The sequence below is a fragment of the Kineococcus gynurae genome, from assembly GCF_042433995.1.
GTDB classification, from domain to species: Bacteria; Actinomycetota; Actinomycetes; order Actinomycetales; family Kineococcaceae; genus Kineococcus; species Kineococcus gynurae.
Genome location: NZ_JBHLUI010000003.1, coordinates 45550 through 64997 on the forward strand (window position 1 = coordinate 45550; position 19448 = coordinate 64997).

Sequence of the window (19448 nt, forward strand, 5' to 3'; positions counted from 1 at the left end):
AGCGCCCGTACCGGGAGGATCCCCCGCCGCCGTGAGCAGCAGCGAGACCGTCGACCGCCGCGACGTGGCCGGACGTTACCTGCTGCGGCAGCGCACGAGCACCGGCGGGGAGCTGCACACCTACCGCGGGTGGGACGCGACGCTGGAACGACGGGTGCGGATCAGCCTGCTCGACGCGACCGACTCCCGCGGCCCCGAGCTGCTCGACGCGGCCCGCCGGGTGGCGGTCCTCGAGGACGCGCGGGTGCCGCGGATCCTCGACGCCGGGACGGACCACGCCGCCGGGCCGGCCCTCACCCCGGGCCCGTCGGCCGGGGCCCCCACCGGACGGCACACCCTTGCGACCGGTGAGCACCCCGACTTCCCCGACGGCGTGGCCTACGTCGTCGAGGAGGAGGTCGAGGGCCGCACCCTCACCGACCTGCTGCGCTCCGGGCCGCTGCTCGGCCCGGCCGCGCGGGCGCTGGTCGGCGAGGTCGCCACCGCGCTCGACGCCGCCGCCCGGCGGGGGCTGCACCACACCCGGCTCACCCCCGACCACGTCGTGCTGGGACCCGACGGTCTGGTGCACGTCCTCGGGATCGGGGTGGAGTCGGCCCTGGCCCCCGAACCCCCCTCGGTCTCGACCGGGCGGGCCGACGCGATCGCCAACCGGGCCGACGCGGTGGGCTGCGTGGCGCTGCTCTACGCCGCGCTCACCGGGCGGTGGCCGACCGTCGACAGCCTGGCCCCGCACCCGGGGCTGCCCTCGGCGCCCTCCGGTGCGGACGGCCGCCCGCTGCCGCCCAAGGAGATCCGCCCCGAGGTCCCCAACGACCTGGACACCCTCGCCTCCGTGACCTTCGGCCCGCACGCCGACGGCCCGCACACCCCGGCCGAGCTGGCCCTGCAGCTGGCCCCCTGGTCGATGGACGTCTGGTACGACGTGCTGCGCGAGATGCGCGGGGAGCGGGCCGCCCGCGAGGTCCGCGACCGCCTGGGGGGCGAGGCGGTCCCGGAGGCGGAGCCGGTCATCCCGTTCGTGGCCCCGACCCCGACCCGGACCCGGCGCGAGGACTCCCGGTTCGTGCTGGTCCTGGTCGCCGCCGTCGTCCTCGTCGGCCTGGTCCTGGCCGTCTGGCAGCTGAGCCGGATCGCGACCCCGGACCTGGGCGACGACGCGGCCCCCGCCCGCCCCGCGGCCACCTCCACGGCGCCGAGCCCGGCGGCGACCCCGGAGACCACGCCGGAAGCCACACCATCCGTGAGCGCCGGACCCCTGCCCGTCACGGGCATCACGACGATCGACCCGCAGGGCGACGGGGAGTCCCCCGCGGGGGCGGCGGCGATGACCGACGGGGACCCGGCCTCGACCTGGCAGAGCCAGCGCTACAGCACGACCGCGTTCGGCGGGCTGAAGAACGGCATCGGGATCGTCGTCGACCTCGGGGCCGAGGTCGACGTGACCTCGGTGCAGCTCACCCAGCCCGGGTCGGGGGGCCGCGTCGAGCTCCGCACCTCGGTCGCGCCGGAGGCCCCCACCGGGCCCGAGGGGACCACCGTCGTCGGCGAGGCCGCGGCCGGCGGTGACGCCACCATCACCCCGGCCGCCCCGGTCCGGGCCCGGTGGTTGCTGCTGTGGAGCACCGAGCTGCCCACCAACGACGGCGCGGCCCGCTGGGTCGTCGGCCAGGTCGCCGTCACGGGAACCGCCGGCTGACCCCGTGACCCCCCCGCCGCCGGGAGTCGGGCCCACGGACCCGCGCAGCGACGCCGAGCTCGTCGCCGCGCACGTCGCGGGCGACCCCGACGCGTTCGGCGAGGTGGTCCGCCGCCACCGCGACCGGCTCTGGGCGGTCGCGCTGCGCACGACCGGGGACCGGGAGGAGGCGGCCGACGCCGTCCAGGACGCCCTCGTCTCGGCCCTGCGCGCGGCCGACCGGTTCCGCGGCGACTCCGCCGTGACCACCTGGCTGCACCGCATCGTCGTCAACGCCTGCCTGGACCGGGCGCGGCGGCGCGCGGTGCGACCCACCCGGCCGCTGGAGGAGGCGGGCCCCGACGACGGTGGCCGACCGACCGCCCTGGCCGTCGTCGCCGACCGCGCGCCGTCGGTCGAGACGCGGCTCGACGTGACCGCCGCCCTGGCCCGGCTGCCGGAGGCGCAACGGGTCGCCCTGGTGCTGGTCGACATGTACGACCACCCGATCGCCGAGGTCGCGGCGATGCTCGGGGTGGCGGAGGGCACGATCAAGTCCCGGTGCTCGCGCGGGCGCACCGCGCTCGCCGAACTGCTCGACGGCGGTGGGAACCCGTGAGGCCCGCCCCGCGTCAGACCGACCGTCGAGACCGGTCCGTGACCGGATCGTGATCATGGCCGGCATCGACCGGGTCGACCGGATGGGGAGCAAGGAGGGGGTGGGAACGCCGTGACGGAGCCGCTGGACGCCGAGCAGGAGCGCATCCGCGCCCGGCTGCGCGCCCTCGCGGAGACCGGCCCCATGCCCGAGGACGTGGTGGCCCGGGTCGAGGGCGCCCTGGCCGCGGAACGCAGCCGCCCCCGCCCCGCCCACGCGACCGGTGCCGACGCCGACGCCGACGCCGCTGAGGAGGACGGGCTCGTCGCGGCCGTCTCGCTCGCCGAGCGCCGGTTGCGGCGCGCGGCCCGGTGGCGGCGGGGTCTCGGGGTGGCGGCGGCCGTCGCCGTCCTCGGCGGCGGCGTCTGGGCCGTGCAGGAGCGAGGCCCCTCGACCGCAGATTCCGGTGCGGCGTCCGGGAGCGCGGCCGGACCCGCGAACGAGTCGTACGAACCCGGGGACCTGCAGGCGACGTCCGGGGCGGCGGTCGTCAGCAGCGAGACCGACTACACCTCGCCGGACCAGCTGACCGCCGCCACGGCGCTGATGGACACCCACGACACCGCGACCAGCGCCGACGGGCCCTACACGATGCTCGACGCCCCGGGTGGGGGGTCGTCGAGCCCGACGTCCCGGGCGACCGATCCGTCGCTCGCCGACGCACCGCTGGCCTGTGCCGTGGCGAACGGGGTCACCGCCGGTTCGGTGAGCCGGGTCGAGCTCGCCCGGTGGCAGGGTCGACCCGCGGCGCTGCTGACGGTCGACGCGGGGTCGTCCGGTGCGGAGGTCCTCGTCTACGCGCTGGACTGCCGGCCCGGGGACCTCGAGCTCGCCCGCAGCACCGCGCGCTGACCGGGGGCGGGGAAGAGCCCGGCCCTACGATCGGTTGCAGCAGGAGCACCGGAGAAATCCGGGTGCGACCCCCGATCACGAAAGCAGGTTCGGCAGTGAGTGACGCCAGCGCGACGCAGGCCGCCCCGGGCGAGGACGTCCGCGAGATCATCGTCGTCGGTTCCGGCCCGGCCGGGTACACCGCGGCGCTGTACGCGGCGCGTGCCGAGCTCCGCCCCCTGGTGTTCGAGGGCTCGGTGACCGCCGGCGGTGCGCTCATGAACACCACCGAGGTCGAGAACTTCCCCGGTTTCCCCAAGGGGATCATGGGTCCGGACCTGATGGACAACATGCGGGCGCAGGCCGAGCGGTTCGGGGCCGAACTGGTCACCGACGACGTCGTCGAGGTCCGCCTCGAGGGCGACGTCAAGGAGGTCGTGACCGGCAGCGGTGAGACGTTCCGGGCCCACGCGGTGATCCTCGCCCTGGGTTCGGCCTACCGCGAACTCGGTCTGCCCGACGAGAAGCGGTTGTCCGGTCGCGGCGTCTCGTGGTGCGCGACGTGCGACGGGTTCTTCTTCCGCAACCAGCACATCGTCGTCGTGGGCGGCGGAGACTCCGCGGTCGAGGAGGCGACGTTCCTCACCCGGTTCGCCGAGACCGTCACCATCGTGCACCGGCGCACGGAGCTGCGGGCCTCGGCCATCATGGCCAAGCGCGCCCACGACAACGAGAAGATCCGGTTCGCCTGGAACTCCGAGGTCGTGGCGATCCACGGCGAGGACAAGGTGAACGGCCTGCGCCTGCGCGACACGGTGACCGGTGAGGAGCGCGACATCGACGCGACCGGTCTGTTCATCGCGATCGGCCACGAACCCCGGACCGCGCTGGTGAAGGGTCAGGTCGACCTGGACGACGCCGGTTTCGTGCAGGTCGAGGGCCGCAGCACGCGGACCAACCTGCCCGGGGTCTTCGCCGCGGGCGACGTGGTCGACCACGTCTACATGCAGGCCATCACCGCCGCCGGGATGGGGTGCTCCGCCGCCCTGGACGCCGAGCACTTCCTCGCCCAGCGCGGGGACGTGGCCGACAACCCGGTGCGCGAGGAGACCGCGCTCGCGGCCGACCCCGAGGCCACCGTCGAGCGCCCGCAGCCCCGCGACTGACCTCCCGACTAACCCCACGATCACGAAACCTGTTGCAGGAGTAGCGATGAGCAGCACGACCCCGGTCACCGACGACACCTTCGAGTCCGTCGTCCTGCAGGCCGACAAGCCCGTCCTGGTCGACTTCTGGGCACCCTGGTGCGGCCCGTGCCGCCAGGTCGCCCCGATCCTGGAGGAGATCGCCGCCGAGAACGGCGAGAAACTCCAGGTCGTGAAGCTGAACACCGACGAGAACGGCAGCACCGCCGCCCGGTACGGCATCACGTCGATCCCGACCATGTCGGTGTTCTCCGGCGGCGAGGTCGTCAAGACCATCATCGGGGCCAAGCCCAAGCCCGCCCTGCTGCAGGAGCTCGGCGAGTTCCTCTGAGTTCCTCCCGGGCCCCACGGGGGTTCCGGCACAGGGGGACCGTGCGCTCGTCGATCGAGAGCACGGTCCCCCTGTGCCGTTCAGGACGGGCCCGCGGCCACCCCGGTCAGGGTGGGGACGCGGACGCTCCCCAGAAGGCGTTCGAGGGCCTGCTCGACGTCCTCGCGCCAGCTCAGCGCCGACCGCAGCTCCAACCGCAACCGGGGGTGGCGGTGGTGGGGACGGACCACGGTGAACCCCACCGACTCGAGCAAGTGGGCGGGCAGCACGCAGGGTTCGTCGTGCTCGTGGGCGCACTCGCTGCTGCCGTCACCGCCGATCGCGGCCGGACCCCCGCCGAACGCCTCGACCGCCTTGACCCCGCGCTGGGTGAGGTCCTTGGCCGCGCCCTGGACGAGCATGCGGGCCAGCCCCTGGCCCCGGAAGGCCGGGTCGATCCAGCCGGTCATCAGCAGCACGGCGTCCGCGCTGACCGGTGACGTCGCAAACCCCGCCTGGCGGGGCACGTACACCGGCGGCGCGTAGGTGACGAATCCGACGGGTCGGTCGTCGACGTAGACGAGCCGACCGCAGGGCCCCCACTGGAGCAGGACCGTGGAGATCCAGGCTTCCTTCTCGAAGTCGGGGAACCCGGCCTCGGCCGCCCGCTGCCCGGCGACGGCGTCGAGCTCCCAGAAGACGCACTGCCGCGACGGCTTGGGCAGGTCGGCGAGGGCGTCCAGCGTGAGCGGCGCCATCCGTCGACCCATACGACCATCCCTCCGCCGGTCAGCGAGCCGCGGTCCCCCACCCTGGAGGCGTCGCGACCGTCGGCGGCATCCTATCCGGGTGCACCCCGCGAGCCACGACCTCGAAGCCCTGCTCTCCGGCGTCGCCGCCGGGATCGCCCCCTCGGAGCTGGGCGAGCTGTTCACCGCCGCGGAGGATCCCTTCGTCGTGTCCCTGGCCGGGGGGATGCCCGCCCTGGGGGGACTGCCCTGGGAACGGCTGGCCGACCTCGCCCGCGACCTGCTGCTGAGGTCGGGACCCTCGGTCCTGCAGTACGGCGGGGCTCGGGGCCGGGGAGACCTGCGGGCGGGGGTCGCGGACGTCGTGGCGGAGCAGGGCCTCGCGGTGGACCCCGACGACGTGCTGGTGACCGCCGGTTCGCAGCAGGCCCTCGACCTCGTGGCCCGGGCGTTGCTGGACCCCGGGGACACGGTCCTGGTCGAGGCTCCCACCTACGTCGGGGCGCTCGGGGTGCTCGCCGCCCAGCGCGCCCGCATCGAGCACGTCGCGCTCGACGACGACGGACTGCGACCCGACGCCCTGGAGGAGGCCCTGCGCCGGGCGGCCCGCGCCGGACGGATCCCCAAGCTCCTCTACACCGTGCCGCACCACCAGAACCCGGCCGGGGTGACCCTGGCCCTGGAGCGGCGTCACGCCGTGCTCGACCTCGCCGGCCGGTACGGGGTCCTGGTCCTGGAGGACGACCCCTACGCCCTGCTGGGATTCTCCGGTCCGCCGCTGCCCAGCCTGCGCAGTCTCGCCCCCGACCTCGTCGTCCACACCGGGTCGCTGTCCAAGACCCTCGCGCCGGGCTTCCGCCTCGGCTGGGTCCTCGCCCCCGAGTGGTTGCGGTCGCGCCTGGAACTGCTGGCCGAGGCGACCGTGCTCTGCCCGAGCGGTCTCACGCAGGCCGTGGCCGCCGAGTACCTGGCCACGACCGACTGGCGGAACCAGGTCGAGCGGTACCGCGACCAGTACCGGGAGCGCCGGGACAGCGTGCTGGGCACGCTGGACGTCGAGCTCCCCGAGGCGACCTGGACCCGTCCGGGCGGCGGGTTCTACGTGTGGCTCACCCTGCCGGACGGCCTGGACGCGACGACCCTGGCGCCCGCCGCTCTCGCGGCCGGCGTGGCCTACGTCCCGGGGTCCGCGTTCTTCGCCGACGGCGGGGGCCGCGACCAGCTGCGCCTGGCCTACTGCTTCCCCCCGCCAGACCGTCTGGTCGAGGGGATCCGGCGGCTGGGGACGGCCGTGCGGGCCGCTCGTCGCTGAGCGGCCCGACGACCGGACCCGTCGCTCAGTGGCTGGGTGTCCGGTCCAGGAGGCGCAGGATGCGGTCCAGGTCCTCGAGGCCGGCGAAGTCCACCGTCAGCCGCCCTCGGCTGCGGCCCATGCTGATCTTGACCCGGGTGTCGAGCCGGTCGGCCAGGTCGGCGGCCCGCCGGTCCAGCTCTGGCGCGTCCCGCGGGGGGTTGCGTCGACGCGGGGCCGTGTCGGCGTCGCCCAGGGCGATGATCTCCTCCACCGCCCGCACGCTGAGGCCCTCGGCGACGATCCGCTGGGCCAGGCGCTCCATGGCCCCACCGTCCTCCAGGGCCAGCAGGGCGCGGGCGTGCCCGGCGCTCAGGACCCCGGCCGCCACCCGCCGTTGCACCAGCGGGGGCAGCTTCATCAGCCGCAGCGTGTTGCTGATCTGCGGCCGCGATCGTCCGATCCGCCCCGCCAGCTCCTCGTGGGTGCAGCCGAAGTCCTCCAGCAGCTGGGCGTAGGCCGCCGCCTCCTCCAGCGGGTTCAGCTGGCTGCGGTGCAGGTTCTCCAGCAGGGCGTCGCGGAGCAGGTCGTCGTCGGCGGTCTCCCGCACGATGGCCGGGACGGCGGCCAGACCGGCCTCGGTCGCCGCCCGCCACCGCCGCTCGCCCATGACCAGCTCGAACTCGGCCGGACCGTCGTGCGGTTCGGCGATCGGCCGGACCACGATCGGCTGCAGGACCCCGATCTCCTGCACCGAGTGGACCAGCTCGGCGAGGTCGTCCTCGTCGAAGACCGTCCGCGGCTGACGCGGGTTGGGGCGGATCGCCGCGATCGGGATCTCGGCGAAACGGGCGCCCGGAACGGGCACCAGGTGGTCCTCGACCCGTTCCGGGACGGTCGGTTCCACGTGGAACACGTTCTCGGCCGGGCTCGCCCCGGCCGGAGACGAGTCGCCGGGCTCCGACGAGGGGGACCCGGCAGACGTCGGCTCGAACGGCGCAGGCTCGACCGCGACGGGTTCCGCGTCCGGATCCGCCGACCGGGACGGGGCGGGGGGGTCGACCACGGGCTGCGAGCGCGCCACGGGCGTCTCCTCGACGGTGGCGCCCGCCTCCGAGGCGGGGCGCTGGTCGAAGAAGACGTCGACCGGCCGGACCGGCGGTCGGATGGCCCCGCGCGTCGGTGCCCCGCCGCTGGTCGGGGCGCCGGGTCGGGTCGGGGTCGGACCGCTGGGGATGAGGGCGCCCAGCCCACGTCCCAGACCACGCCGCTTGTCGCTCACGCTTCACCCTCCCGCGACGCCGGTCCGCGTCGGTTGATCTTCCCGTCGGTCCACCGCGACCACGGGTCGGCGACCTGCGGGGCGGAGCCGGGGGCAGCATCTCCCGGCGGGGTGATGTTTCCCGTGGAACCGGACGGCGTGTCGGGCTCGGCAATCGTGGCACCCCGCTGGGCCAGCTCCCGCGCGGCGGCCAGATAGGCCAACGCCCCCGAGGACAAGGGGTCGTAGGTCATCACGGTCTGGCCGTGGCTGGGGGCTTCGCTGATCCGTACTGAACGGGGGACGAGGGGACGGAGCACCTGCTCCCCGAAGTGACTGCGGACCTCCTCGACCACCTGGGAGGCCAGGCGCGTCCGACCGTCGTACATGGTGAGCAGGATGGTGGACACGTGCAGGTCCGGGTTGAGGTGCTGCTGGATGAGGTCGATGTTCGAGAGCAGCTGCGTCAGGCCCTCCAACGCGTAGTACTCGCACTGGATGGGGATGAGCACCTCGGGGGCCGCCACGAACGCGTTGATGGTCAGCAGGCCCAGGCTGGGCGGGCAGTCGATCAGCACGTAGTCGACCCGGCCCTGCCCGGAACGCTCGACGTCCTTGAGGTATTTGGTCAGGGCCCGCAGCAACCGGGACTCCCGCGCCACCATCGAGACCAGCTCGATCTCGGCGCCCGCCAGATCGATGGTCGCCGGGGCGCACCACAGATCGGGGGCCTCGTCGCAGCGCTGGACCACCTCGGCCAGGGACTTGCCCTCGACCAGCACCTCGTAGATGCCGGGAACGCCAGGCTGGTGGTCGATGCCGAGCGCCGTCGAGGCGTTGCCCTGCGGGTCAACGTCGAGCACGAGGACCTTCAGTCCCGCCGCCGACAGGGCCGACGCCAGGTTGACGGCGCTCGTGGTCTTGCCCACGCCACCCTTCTGGTTGGCGATCGTGAGGATGCGCGTCTCGTCCGGCTTGGGGAACCGCTCACCGGGCCGGACGGGCGGTGCGGCCGGGACGACCGGCTCGGTCACCTCGACCGGGAGGTCGACGGGCTCGGTCGCCTCCTGGATCGGCGGGTCGGCGTGGGTCGACGACTCGTCGGGATCGACGAGGAGCGGCACGACCGGGTCGGTCTCTGACGATGTGGCGCTGGTTTCACGGGAAACATCGGTGACGACGTCATTGACCTCGTTCGTCAACGCCAATGTTTCACGGGAAACCTCGGGCGCGGACGCTGCCAGTTCTGTCGAAGGCTCGAGGGCGACCGGGGGGACCGGTGCGGTCTCATCGGTTTCACGTGGAACCGGCACCACCGCACCCTCGGTAATCGCTGATCCCTCGGTCGGTTGCGGTCGGGATGCGGGTTCGAACCATCCCAGCCCCCGCGGTCCGGTGGTGGGCGGGACGGCTCCGAGCCAGCCGAGTCGGGTCACGCGGGTACTCCTTGTCGTTCTCTACCGGAAGGGACGGGCGCGGAACCGGTCATCGCGTCGAGCGGCGCTTGTCGCCGCCGGACCGTCCGCGGCGCTGACCGTTCTTGGTCGGGCCGGCCCCACGACGCCGGGTCGTCGTGGCCGGCGGCGCGACCGACCGGAGCGGTCCGTTGCCCCGCTCCACCCGGACGACCGTCGTGCCGGTCCCGTCCTGCGGTCCGCACACCACCACGTCCGGGGTGGCGGAGACACCCATGGCGGCCAAGGTCTCCGCGGCCGCCGCGATCTCCTCCGGAGCGGAGCGGCCCTTGATGGCGAGCAGGTGCCCCCCGGGCTGCACCAGGGGCAGCGTCCAGCCGTAGAGGGAGGCGAGGGGGGCCACGGCCCGGGCGGTGACCACCCGCCCCGAGAAGTCCCCGCGAATGTCCTCGGCCCGGCTGCGGACGACGGCCACCTGCTCCCGCAACCCCAGCTCGGCGACCACCTCGCGAAGGAAGTGGTAGCGCCGCTCCAACGGCTCGACCAGGCGGACGGTCACGTCCGGCCGGGCCAGCGCGACCGGAAGCCCGGGCAGTCCGGCACCGGAGCCGACGTCGACGACCGAGGCCCCCGGTTCGACGAGTTCCGCCAGGTAGGCGCAGTTGAGGACGTGCCGATCCCAGAGACGCGGAATCTCCCGGGGCCCGATCAGCCCCCGCTCGACCCCCGTCGTCGCCAGGATCTCGGTGTAGCGGCGGGCCAGGTCGACCCGTTCCCCGAACACCTCACGGGCGGACTCGGGCTCCGTCACGAGGCTCGGATCGGCTGCGGACACGGAAGAGGGCGGTGATGTTCCACGTGGAACATCACCGCCCTCGGGCACCTCGTTCGACACCCGGACAGCCTAACGGCCCGGGTCCGAACCTCCGTTCAGGACGACGCAGCCTCCGCACCGTCGCCGGAACCGGCGGACTGCTCGGACGAGCTCGTCGCCGCGACCGGAGCGAGGACGACGACGCGGCGACGCGGTTCCTCTCCCTCCGACTCGCTCTGCAGCCCGGCGGCGGCCACCGCGTCGTGCACGACCTTGCGCTCGAACGCCGGCATCGGGTCGAGCTTCTTGTCCTGACCCGTTGACCGCACGGTCGCGCAGACGTCCTCGGCCAGGGCGATCAGCGCGGTGCGCTTCTCGGCGCGGAAGCCGGCCACGTCGAGCAGCAGGCGCGTCCGGTCGCCGGTCTGGGCCTGCACGGCCAGGCGCGTCAGCTCCTGGAGGGCGTCGAGGACCTCGCCGTCCTTGCCGACCAGCTTGCGCAGGGCCGCCATCTCGGAGTCCTCCGCGACGATGGCCACGGCGGCCCGGCCGTTCTCGATGTCGATGTCGATGTCACCGTCGAGGTCGACGATGTCGAGCAGTTCCTCGAGGTAGTCGGCGGCGACGTCGCCCTCCTCCTCCAACCGCCTGGCCGCCGACTTGGGGGCCGGCGCCGGAGCGACCGTGGCCTCGTCGACGTTCTGCGGGTCCTGCTCGTCGTCCTCGCGGACGGTCGAGGTGGTGCTGTTGGTCACCGTCGTCCTTCCTGACTGGGTGCTGAAGCGGTGGGTGGGCCGGGGCTGCGCCCTCAGCGGTTGCCGGGTCGCGTGTTGGGCTTCCGACGGGTCTCGCGGCTTCCCCCGCGCTTCGGCTGCTGGCGCTGCTGGCGCACCGGCGCGGTCACCGTCGTGCCACCGTCGGCCGCCGCCTCGGGCAGCGGCTTGCCCCGGCGCAGCGCCCGACGGGCCTTGCGCTCGTTGAGCTCCTTCTCGGCGATGGAACCCGGGGTCGGCATGTTGCGGATGACGAAGAACTGCTGCCCCATCGACCAGGCGTTGGTGGTCAGCCAGTAGAGGAGGACACCGATCGGGAAGTGCACGCCGGAGATGGCGAAGATGATCGGCAGCAGGTACAGCATCATCTTCTGCTGCTGCGCGAACGGGTTGCCCTCCATCGACGCCGAGGAGGTGTTCTTCGCCATCAGCTGCTTCTGGGTGACGAACTGCGACAGCGACATCAGAACGATCATCGTGACCGTGACGATGACGACGTTGAGGTCGCCGCGGTTGGTCCAGAAGATGTCGGAGAGCTCGGCCCCGAAGATGGTGGCCTTGTCGATCTGGTCGACCAGGGTGGCGTTCAACGCCCCGACGGTGCGGCCCTGACCGATCCCGTTCAGCGTGTGGAAGAGGGCGAAGAAGATCGGGGACTGCAGCAGGATCGGCAGGCAGCTCGCCATCGGGTTGGTGCCCGACTCGCGGTAGAGCGCCATCATCTCCTGCTGCTGGGCCTGCTTGCTCTGCGGGTCCGTCTTGCCCTTGTACTTCTGCTGGATCTTGCGCATCTCGGGCTGCAGCACCTGCATCCCGCGCATCGCCTTGATCTGCTTGACGAACAGCGGGATCAGGATGATGCGGATGACGATGACCAGACCGACGATGGACAGCGACCAGGCGGCCCCGCCTTCAGGGTCGAGTCCCAGGGCCGTGAACAGGTCATGGAACCGCACCATGATCCAGGCGACCACCCACTGGATCGGGTAGAGCAGGTCGAAAAAGGTGTCCATCCTCCGGCTGTCCTCTCCTCCACTCGCCGGCGGACCGGCGCTCACGCCCGCGGAACCCCTCGGTCCGTCGGGAAGTCAGTCGTCAGGGCGCCGTCGACGCCCGATCCCGATCCGCCCTCCGAGGCGGAACGGGGTCCACCCCCCCAGGGTTCCACGGGTGGCAGCGGCCCAGGCGCCGGACGGTCAACCAGAGGCCCACCAGCACCCCTCGTTCCCGCAGCGCGTCGATCGCGTACTGCGAGCAGGAGGGGTAGAAACGGCAGGTGGGACCGAGCAGGGGCGACACCAGGAGCTGGTAGGCCCGGACGAGCACGGTCAGCAGCAGCGCGGGCCAGCGCACGGGGTGCCACCAGGCCCGGCTCACCGGGTCAGCCCCAGGCGGCGCAGGCCGCGCTCGACGTCGGCACCCAGCTCCGTCGAGGTCGCCCCGGCCGATGCCGGCAGGGCCCGCACCACCAGGAGCCCCTGCTGCGCCGGCAACGAGGGGAGGAGGCCGGCCATCACGTGCCGCAGCTGCCGCTGGGTCCGGTGCCGGACCACGGAGTTGCCGACCGCCTTGGACACGACGAAGCCCACCCTCGTGGGGTGGGCTTCGAAGGTCGGCTCCGCCGCGCCGCTCGACCCGGCGTGGAACCAGTGCAGGACGAGCCGCCGGGTCCCCGCACGGTTACCCCGTCGCAGGGCGAGGGTGAAGTCGTCCTTGCGTCGGAGTCGGCGCGGGGCCGGGAGCACGCGGTCCTGACGCGGGGCCTGGACTCAGGCGGAGATCTTGTCGCGGCCCTTGGCGCGACGCGCCGAGAGGATGGCGCGGCCGGCACGGGTCCGCATGCGCAGCCGGAAGCCGTGGACCTTGCTGCGGCGACGGTTGTTCGGCTGGAAGGTGCGCTTGCTCACGTCAGAACTCCATGGTCACTAGGTTCGGCCGGTGGGCCGAGGGCTTGTGCGGGGCTCCGAGTCGGTAGCGTGGCGTCACCCGGACGGGCGCGGCGCTGGCCGTTGCAGAGCACAATCCCGGTCAGCGTACGTGGGCCGGGGGTACCCGGTCAAAACGCGCCGGACCTCTGGGCCGCCACGGCCCCCGCTGCGTCCCAGAGGTGTCCACGAGGTGTCCCCGCACCCCCGTCGGGGGGCTACGGTGGACCCCGCACACCCGCCCCCCGCGGTCCGGTCTCGCTTGAACCGGGCACCGGGCCTTGTTACCGTTCCGCGCTTCGTGCACAGCCTGTGGACAACGGTGTGGACGGGGTCGTCCGGCACCGGGCGCGCACATCCGGAACGGTAGGACGGGGAGACGACGAGTGGACAGCGACGGCGGAGACTTCCCCAGCGTCTGGGAACGCGCCATCGCCACCCTGGACGACGGCGGGGTCACCCGTCACCAGCGGGCCTTCGTCCGCCTCGCCCGTCCGGTCGGGCTCCTGGACGGGACCGCCCTGCTGGCCGTGCCGAACGACCTCACCAAGGAGGTCATCGAGCAGAAGGTCCGTGAGCCCCTCACCGATGCGCTCAGCGCGCAGCTCGGCACCCCCGTCCGGCTCGCCGTCACGGTGGACCCCGAGGTCGGCGCGATGCTCAGCCCCGAGCGCAACGGCGAGGTCCGCGGCCCCCGCGACCTCGAGCGCGAACGCCTGGCCACGGTCGGTGCGCCGGAGCGGACCGGTTCGCCGTCCCCCGGCGCGGAGGGGGAACTCCCGCGGCACCGGCAGACCGGGTCGGTCCCGGCGGGCGAAGACGAGGACGCCTTCGAGGACGGGCTCGGCCCCGGGGCCGGGCGCGGTCTGGACGACGGCCCCCTGGACGACTCCGACCCCGACCTGCTCTTCACCGGCTACCAGGTGGACCGCGGGCCCGGCACCGGGCGGGCCGGCCGCTCCAAGGCGGCGCGGCCGGAGAACACCCGGCTGAACCCCAAGTACATCTTCGAGTCCTTCGTCATCGGGGCCAGCAACCGTTTCGCCCACGCGGCCGCCACCGCGGTCGCCGAGGCCCCGGCCAAGGCCTACAACCCGCTGTTCATCTACGGGGAGTCCGGGCTCGGCAAGACCCACCTGCTGCACGCGATCGGGCACTACGCGCAGAACCTCTACCCCGGGGTGCGGGTGCGCTACGTGAACTCCGAGGAGTTCACCAACGACTTCATCAACTCCATCCGCGACGACAAGGCGCAGGCGTTCCAGCGCCGCTACCGCGACGTCGACGTGCTGCTCATCGACGACATCCAGTTCCTGTCGAACAAGGTGCAGACGCAGGAGGAGTTCTTCCACACCTTCAACACGCTGCACAACGCCTCCAAGCAGGTGGTCATCACCTCCGACCTGCCGCCGAAGCAGCTGTCGGGCTTCGAGGAGCGCATGCGCTCGCGCTTCGAGTGGGGCCTGCTCACCGACGTCCAGCCGCCGGACCTCGAGACCCGCATCGCCATCCTGCGCAAGAAGGCCATCGGCGACCGGCTCGAGGTTCCCGACGACGTCAAGGAGTTCATCGCCTCCAAGATCTCCTCGAACATCCGGGAGCTGGAGGGGGCGCTGATCCGGGTGACGGCGTTCGCGAGCCTCAACCGCCAGGCCGTCGACATGCAGCTGGCCGAGATCGTCCTGCGCGACCTCATCCCCAACGGGGACGCACCGGAGATCACCGCCGCCGCGATCATGGGGCAGACCGCCGGGTACTTCGGGATCACCCTGGAGGACCTGTGCGGCACGTCGCGCTCGCGCACCCTGGTGACCGCCCGGCAGATCGCGATGTACCTGTGCCGTGAGCTGACCCAGCTCTCGCTGCCGAAGATCGGACAGCACTTCGGCGGCCGCGACCACACGACCGTCATGCACGCCGAACGCAAGATCAAGCAGCAGATGGCGGAGCGGCGCAGCACCTACAACCAGGTCACCGAGCTGACCAACCGCATCAAGAAGCAGACGGGCGCCTGAGCCCCGCCGGAGGAGCCCGGCCCGCACGACCCCCGTACGACCCCTCGGCCCGACGGCCGGGGGGTCGTCGGCGTTCGCGGCGACCCTCGGTGACGACCCGTCCACAGCCGTCCACACCCTGGGGACAGCCATGTGGACAGCGCGATCCCCAACCGTGGACAACCCGGTGGACAACCGGTGGACGCGTTGGCGGCCCCCGGTGGGCGCCTGTGGACCGACCACGGACCCGGAGCCGGCCTGTGGACGACCGAGGAGCCCCGTCCGCAGCGGACCCACAGCCGGCGACGGCCCGAATAGGGCTCTGACCAGCAGCGACACCTCGTCGTCCACAGCCTCCACAAGGGCGATGACGATGACGAATCCTTCTGAGAGGGAGAAGGTCCACCCGCGAGTACCGGTGGAAACGGTGGACGGTGGAGGCCCGGGGGCCGGGCCGACAACCCGGGAGGGACGTGGCTCGCGCGTCTCCACTACTGTCGGACGCGCTCGATGCCGCCATCCACCCGAGGAGCTGTCGGGGGCCTGGCGTGACCCAGATCACACGAGCGAGCGATCGCTGGAGAAGGACGGTGCCCGGTGGAGTTGCAGGTCGAACGTGACGTGCTGGCGGACGCCGTCGCGTGGGCTGCACGAGCGCTCCCGAGCCGCCCGCCCGTCCCCGTCCTCGCGGGCGTCCTGCTGGAGGCCGAGACCGACGGCGTCCTGCGCCTGTCGACCTTCGACTACGAGGTCTCCGCCCGGGTCGAGGTGCCCGCGGAGGTGCGCACCGGCGGGTCCGTCCTCGTCTCGGGCCGACTGCTGGCCGACATCTCCCGCAGCCTGCCCGGCAAGCCGGTGACCCTCGTCCTCGAGGGCTCGAAGGTCGTCGTCACCTGCGGCGCGAGCCGCTTCACCCTGCTGACCATGCCCGTCGAGGAGTACCCGACCCTGCCGGGGCTGCCCGAGGTGGCCGGGACGCTGGCCGGGGACGAGTTCACCGCGGCCGTCGCCCAGGTCACGGTCGCCGCGAGCCGGGACGAGACCCTGCCGATCCTCACCGGCGTCCGCATGGAGCTGGAGGGCGACAAGATCTCCCTGCTGGCCACCGACCGGTACCGGCTCGCGGTCCGCGAGCTCCGCTGGCGCCCCGAGCACCCCGACGTCTCGACGGTCGCCCTGGTGCGGGCCCGCACGCTCAACGAGGTCGCCCGGTCCCTGGGGGCCACCGGGTCCATCGCCATGGCCCTGTCCGACACCGGGACGGGGGGCGACCTCATCGGCTTCCAGGCCGCCGGTCGCTACTCCACCTCCCTCCTGGTCGACGGCGAGTACCCCAAGGTGCGGGCGCTGTTCCCGGCCGAGTCGCCCACCCACGCCGTCGTCTCGACCGCGGCCCTGGTCGAGGCCGTCAAGCGCGTGGCCCTGGTCGCGGAGCGGAACACCCCCGTCCGGTTGCTGTTCGCCGACGGGGTGCTCTCCTTGGAGGCGGGGCAGGGGGACGACGCCCAGGCCTCGGAGGCCCTGGACGCGACCTTGGTCGGGGAGTCCATCTCGATCGCCTTCAACCCGCAGTTCCTGCTCGACGGGCTCGGCGCCCTGAACACCCCGTTCGCGCGCCTGTCCTTCACCCAGGCCACCCGCCCGGCCGTCATCACCGGTCAGGGCGAGCTGGAGGGCGAGGACGACGACACCTACCGCTACCTGCTCATGCCCGTGCGGATGGCCGGCTGAGGTCGGCCCCGGGCCCCCTGACGACGAAGGAGACACCTCACGATGCACATCGGTCTGGTCGGCCTCGGCAAGATGGGCGGCAACATGCGCGCCCGGCTGCGCGACAAGGGCATCGAGGTCACCGGGTACGACCCGAACCCCGACGTGACCGACGTGGCCAGCCTGGCCGAGCTGGTCTCGACGCTGCGCGCCGCCGGCGGCCCCGTCGTGGTCTGGGTGATGGTCCCCTCCGGCAAGGTCACCCGGGACACCGTCGAGGCGCTCGCGCCCCTGCTCGGCGACGGCGACCTGGTCATCGACGGCGGCAACTCGAAGTGGACCGACGACGCGATCAACGCGAGCCGGCTCGGGGAGCGCGGCACGAACTACCTCGACTGCGGCGTCTCCGGGGGCGTCTGGGGACGGGAGAACGGCTACGGCCTGATGGTCGGGGGCCCGAAGCCCGCCGTGGAGCTGGCCCTGCCCGTGTTCGACGCCCTGCGCCCCGACGGACCGCGCGAGGAGGGCTGGGTCCACGCCGGCGGGGTCGGCGCGGGGCACTACGCCAAGATGGTCCACAACGGCATCGAGTACGGCCTCATGCACGCCTACGCCGAGGGCTACGAGCTGCTCGAGGCGAAGGGGATCATCACCGACGTCCCGGCCGTCTTCAAGGCCTGGACCCGGGGCACCGTCGTCCGCTCCTGGCTGCTGGACCTGCTGGTCCGCGCCCTGGAGGAGGACCCGACGCTCAAGGACATCCGCGGGTACGCGCAGGACTCCGGCGAGGGCCGGTGGACCCTGGAGCAGGCCATCGAGAACGCGGTCCCCATGCCGGTGCTGGCCGCGGCCCTCTTCGCGCGCTTCGCCTCGCGTCAGGAGGACTCCCCCTCGATCAAGGCCGTCGCCGCGCTGCGCAACCAGTTCGGGGGCCACGCCGTCGAGCACGCCGGTCCGACGTCGGGCACCGGCTCCACGCACTGACGCCACCGTCACCGAGCCGGGAGGTCCGGGGTGCACGTCGCGCACCTGTCCCTGGTGGACTTCCGCTCCTACGCGGGCCTCGAGCTCGACCTGGGACCGGGCACGACGACGTTCGTCGGTCTGAACGGCCAGGGCAAGACCAACCTGGTCGAGGCGATCGGCTACGTCGCCACGCTCTCCAGCCACCGGGTCCCGGCCGACGCCCCGCTGGTCCGGCAGGGTGCCGACCGCGCGGTGGTCCGCTGCGGGCTGGTGCGCGGGGACCGGCGCGCGCTGGTCGAGCTGGAGATCACCCCGGGCCGGGCCAACCGGGCCCGGATCAACGGGTCCGCGGTCCGGCGCAGCCGTGACGTCGTCGGCACCCTGCGCACGGTGCTCTTCGCCCCCGAGGACCTCGCCCTGGTGAAGGGCGACCCGGACGGGCGCCGGCGCTACCTGGACGACCTGCTGAGCAGCCGCTGGCCGCGGATGGCCGGGGTGCGGGCCGACTACGACCGGATCGTCCGCCAGCGCAGCGCGCTGCTGAAGTCGGCCGGTTCGGCCATCCGGTCGGGGCGCGGCGACGTGCACACGCTGGAGGTCTGGGACGAGCAGCTGGCCACCGTCGGGGCCGAGCTGCTGGCCGCGCGGTTGGCACTGCTGACCGACCTGCGGGGCCCGGCGGCCGAGGCCTACCGCGCGGTCAGCAAGGACCAGGGCGAGCTGGTCCTCGGCTACCGCAGCTCGTTGCCGTTGCTGGGTTCCGGCCTCCCGGACCGGCTGCCCGAGCGGGCCGAGCTGCGCGACGCGCTGCTGGAGCAGGCGCTCGAGCGTCGGGGCACCGAGCTCGACCGGGGGGTCTGCCTGGTCGGGCCGCACCGAGACGACCTCGTCCTCGACCTCGGCGGGATGCCGGCCAAGGGCTACGCGAGCCACGGTGAGTCGTGGTCGGTGGCGCTCGGGCTGCGGCTGGCGAGCTACCGCCTGCTGCTGCACGACGGTTCGGCCGAGGATCCGGGCGGTCCGGTGCTGATCCTCGACGACGTGTTCGCCGAGCTCGACGCCGGTCGGCGCGAACGGCTGGCCGACGTGGTGGCCGACGCCGAGCAGGTGCTGGTCACCGCGGCCGTCCCCGACGACGTGCCCCCCGCCCTCCGCGACGGGGGCGCCGACGTGGTCGAGGTCCGGCTGGGGAGCGCCGCGCGTGCCGGCTGACGACGAGGTCGCGGAGGAGGGCCCCGCGGAGGAGGGCCCCGCGGAGGGCGAGGACGCCGGGACGACGGGCGCCGACCTCGCCCGCACGGCCCTGGGACGGGCCCGGCAGGCGGCCCAGGCCCGCGGCCTGCGCCCCGCCGCCCGGACCGACGGGCGCCGCTTCGGTGACCTCGAGCGCACCGGCCGGGACGAGCGCTGGGCGCGGCGCCGCGCGGCGAACGAGGCCGCCCGCCGCTCCGGGGCCTGGCCCGACGCGCGCGACCCGCAGGCGCTGGGGTCCAACCTCGGTCGCCTCGTCGGGGAGCGCGGCTGGGAGCAGCCGGTCCAGGTCGGGTCGGCCTTCGGGCGCTGGGACGTCGTGGTCGGCCCGGAACTGGCCGGGCACTGCGCGCCGGAGACCCTGAAGGAGGGGGTGCTGACCGTCCGGGCCGAGTCGACGACGTGGGCCACGCAGGTGCGGCTGCTCACCAGCGTCCTGGTCCGCCGCCTCGACGAGGAGCTGGGCCACGGCGTGGTCACCAAGGTCGTCGTCAAGGGCCCGACCGCCCCGAGCTGGCGCAAGGGCAACCGCTCGGCGCCCGGTGGTCGCGGACCCCGCGACACCTACGGCTGAGCACCGGCGAGACGCGGACGGGCCGTCAGCGCCCATGGTCGGC

20 protein-coding genes are annotated in these 19448 nt (G+C 73.4%); 11 read left to right on the plus strand and 9 right to left on the minus strand.

The annotated features are described in order from the left end of the window. Positions 1–31 precede the first annotated feature (31 nt). The 5 genes from ACFFKU_RS01555 to trxA all read left to right on the plus strand — a co-directional run bounded on the left by ACFFKU_RS01555 (position 32) and on the right by trxA (position 4703). Positions 32–1699, plus strand: a complete 1668-nt coding sequence (locus ACFFKU_RS01555) for a hypothetical protein (RefSeq protein WP_380134872.1) — start codon at positions 32–34, stop codon at positions 1697–1699. Between the two features lie 4 nt (positions 1700–1703). Continuing rightward, positions 1704–2297 (plus strand): RNA polymerase sigma factor SigM, encoded by a 594-nt coding sequence (sigM, locus tag ACFFKU_RS01560; RefSeq protein ID WP_380134875.1) that lies wholly within the window; start codon positions 1704–1706, stop codon positions 2295–2297. 111 nt (positions 2298–2408) lie between these two features. Then, on the plus strand, positions 2409–3188 hold the full coding sequence (locus ACFFKU_RS01565; protein WP_380134877.1) for a hypothetical protein: 780 nt from the start codon (positions 2409–2411) through the stop codon (positions 3186–3188). Positions 3189–3283: 95 nt separating this feature from the next. Then, positions 3284–4333, plus strand: coding sequence for a thioredoxin-disulfide reductase (trxB, locus tag ACFFKU_RS01570; protein ID WP_380134880.1), 1050 nt, complete (start codon positions 3284–3286; stop codon positions 4331–4333). Positions 4334–4379: 46 nt separating this feature from the next. Further along, a complete protein-coding gene (trxA, locus tag ACFFKU_RS01575) occupies positions 4380–4703 on the plus strand; it encodes a thioredoxin (RefSeq protein ID WP_380134882.1) in 324 nt (107 codons plus the stop codon). A gap of 80 nt (positions 4704–4783) precedes the next feature. Here trxA and ACFFKU_RS01580 read toward each other — a convergent pair whose 3' ends face one another. Then, a complete protein-coding gene (locus ACFFKU_RS01580) occupies positions 4784–5452 on the minus strand; it encodes a GNAT family N-acetyltransferase (RefSeq protein ID WP_380134884.1) in 669 nt (222 codons plus the stop codon). 79 nt (positions 5453–5531) lie between these two features. Between ACFFKU_RS01580 and ACFFKU_RS01585 the strand changes: the two genes are divergently transcribed. Further along, entirely contained in the window at positions 5532–6743 is a 1212-nt protein-coding gene (locus ACFFKU_RS01585) for an aminotransferase-like domain-containing protein (protein WP_380134886.1), read from the plus strand. A gap of 25 nt (positions 6744–6768) precedes the next feature. On the opposite strand, the gene ACFFKU_RS01590 is transcribed toward ACFFKU_RS01585, so the two are convergent. The 8 genes from ACFFKU_RS01590 to rpmH all read right to left on the minus strand — a co-directional run bounded on the left by ACFFKU_RS01590 (position 6769) and on the right by rpmH (position 12892). Further along, entirely contained in the window at positions 6769–8004 is a 1236-nt protein-coding gene (locus ACFFKU_RS01590; RefSeq protein WP_380134887.1) for a ParB/RepB/Spo0J family partition protein, read from the minus strand. Further along, positions 8001–9107, minus strand: a complete 1107-nt coding sequence (locus tag ACFFKU_RS01595; RefSeq protein ID WP_380136088.1) for a ParA family protein — start codon at positions 9105–9107, stop codon at positions 8001–8003. The genes ACFFKU_RS01590 and ACFFKU_RS01595 overlap by 4 nt, the downstream gene beginning before the upstream one ends. Positions 9108–9468: 361 nt before the next feature. After that, the gene (gene rsmG, locus ACFFKU_RS01600) at positions 9469–10209 is read right to left on the minus strand and encodes a 16S rRNA (guanine(527)-N(7))-methyltransferase RsmG (protein ID WP_380134889.1); all 741 of its coding nucleotides are present in this window, start codon (positions 10207–10209) and stop codon (positions 9469–9471) included. A gap of 119 nt (positions 10210–10328) precedes the next feature. Beyond that, positions 10329–10856, minus strand: coding sequence for a Jag family protein (locus ACFFKU_RS01605; protein ID WP_380136090.1), 528 nt, complete (start codon positions 10854–10856; stop codon positions 10329–10331). 164 nt (positions 10857–11020) lie between these two features. Next, complete coding sequence (gene yidC, locus ACFFKU_RS01610) at positions 11021–11998, minus strand: membrane protein insertase YidC (protein WP_380134892.1); 978 nt, start codon at positions 11996–11998, stop codon at positions 11021–11023. A gap of 82 nt (positions 11999–12080) precedes the next feature. Continuing rightward, positions 12081–12362, minus strand: coding sequence for a membrane protein insertion efficiency factor YidD (yidD, locus tag ACFFKU_RS01615; RefSeq protein ID WP_380134895.1), 282 nt, complete (start codon positions 12360–12362; stop codon positions 12081–12083). Continuing rightward, the gene (gene rnpA, locus ACFFKU_RS01620; RefSeq protein ID WP_380134898.1) at positions 12359–12730 is read right to left on the minus strand and encodes a ribonuclease P protein component; all 372 of its coding nucleotides are present in this window, start codon (positions 12728–12730) and stop codon (positions 12359–12361) included. The genes yidD and rnpA overlap by 4 nt, the downstream gene beginning before the upstream one ends. Positions 12731–12754: 24 nt before the next feature. Further along, on the minus strand, positions 12755–12892 hold the full coding sequence (gene rpmH / locus ACFFKU_RS01625; RefSeq protein ID WP_380134900.1) for a 50S ribosomal protein L34: 138 nt from the start codon (positions 12890–12892) through the stop codon (positions 12755–12757). Positions 12893–13296: 404 nt separating this feature from the next. Between rpmH and dnaA the strand changes: the two genes are divergently transcribed. The 5 genes from dnaA (at position 13297) to ACFFKU_RS01650 (ending at position 19405) form a co-directional block, all read left to right on the plus strand. After that, positions 13297–14925, plus strand: a complete 1629-nt coding sequence (dnaA, locus tag ACFFKU_RS01630; protein WP_380134901.1) for a chromosomal replication initiator protein DnaA — start codon at positions 13297–13299, stop codon at positions 14923–14925. Positions 14926–15501: 576 nt separating this feature from the next. Then, positions 15502–16635, plus strand: coding sequence for a DNA polymerase III subunit beta (dnaN, locus tag ACFFKU_RS01635; RefSeq protein ID WP_380134903.1), 1134 nt, complete (start codon positions 15502–15504; stop codon positions 16633–16635). A 42-nt stretch (positions 16636–16677) separates the two neighbouring features. Further along, a complete protein-coding gene (gnd, locus tag ACFFKU_RS01640) occupies positions 16678–17598 on the plus strand; it encodes a phosphogluconate dehydrogenase (NAD(+)-dependent, decarboxylating) (RefSeq protein WP_380134906.1) in 921 nt (306 codons plus the stop codon). Between the two features lie 30 nt (positions 17599–17628). Then, positions 17629–18792 carry a DNA replication/repair protein RecF gene (recF, locus tag ACFFKU_RS01645; protein ID WP_380134909.1) on the plus strand — a complete coding sequence of 388 codons (1164 nt, stop codon included), beginning with the start codon at positions 17629–17631 and terminating at the stop codon, positions 18790–18792. Next, on the plus strand, positions 18782–19405 hold the full coding sequence (locus ACFFKU_RS01650) for a DciA family protein (protein WP_380134911.1): 624 nt from the start codon (positions 18782–18784) through the stop codon (positions 19403–19405). Before recF ends, ACFFKU_RS01650 begins: the two co-directional genes overlap by 11 nt. Positions 19406–19448: the final 43 nt, after the last annotated feature.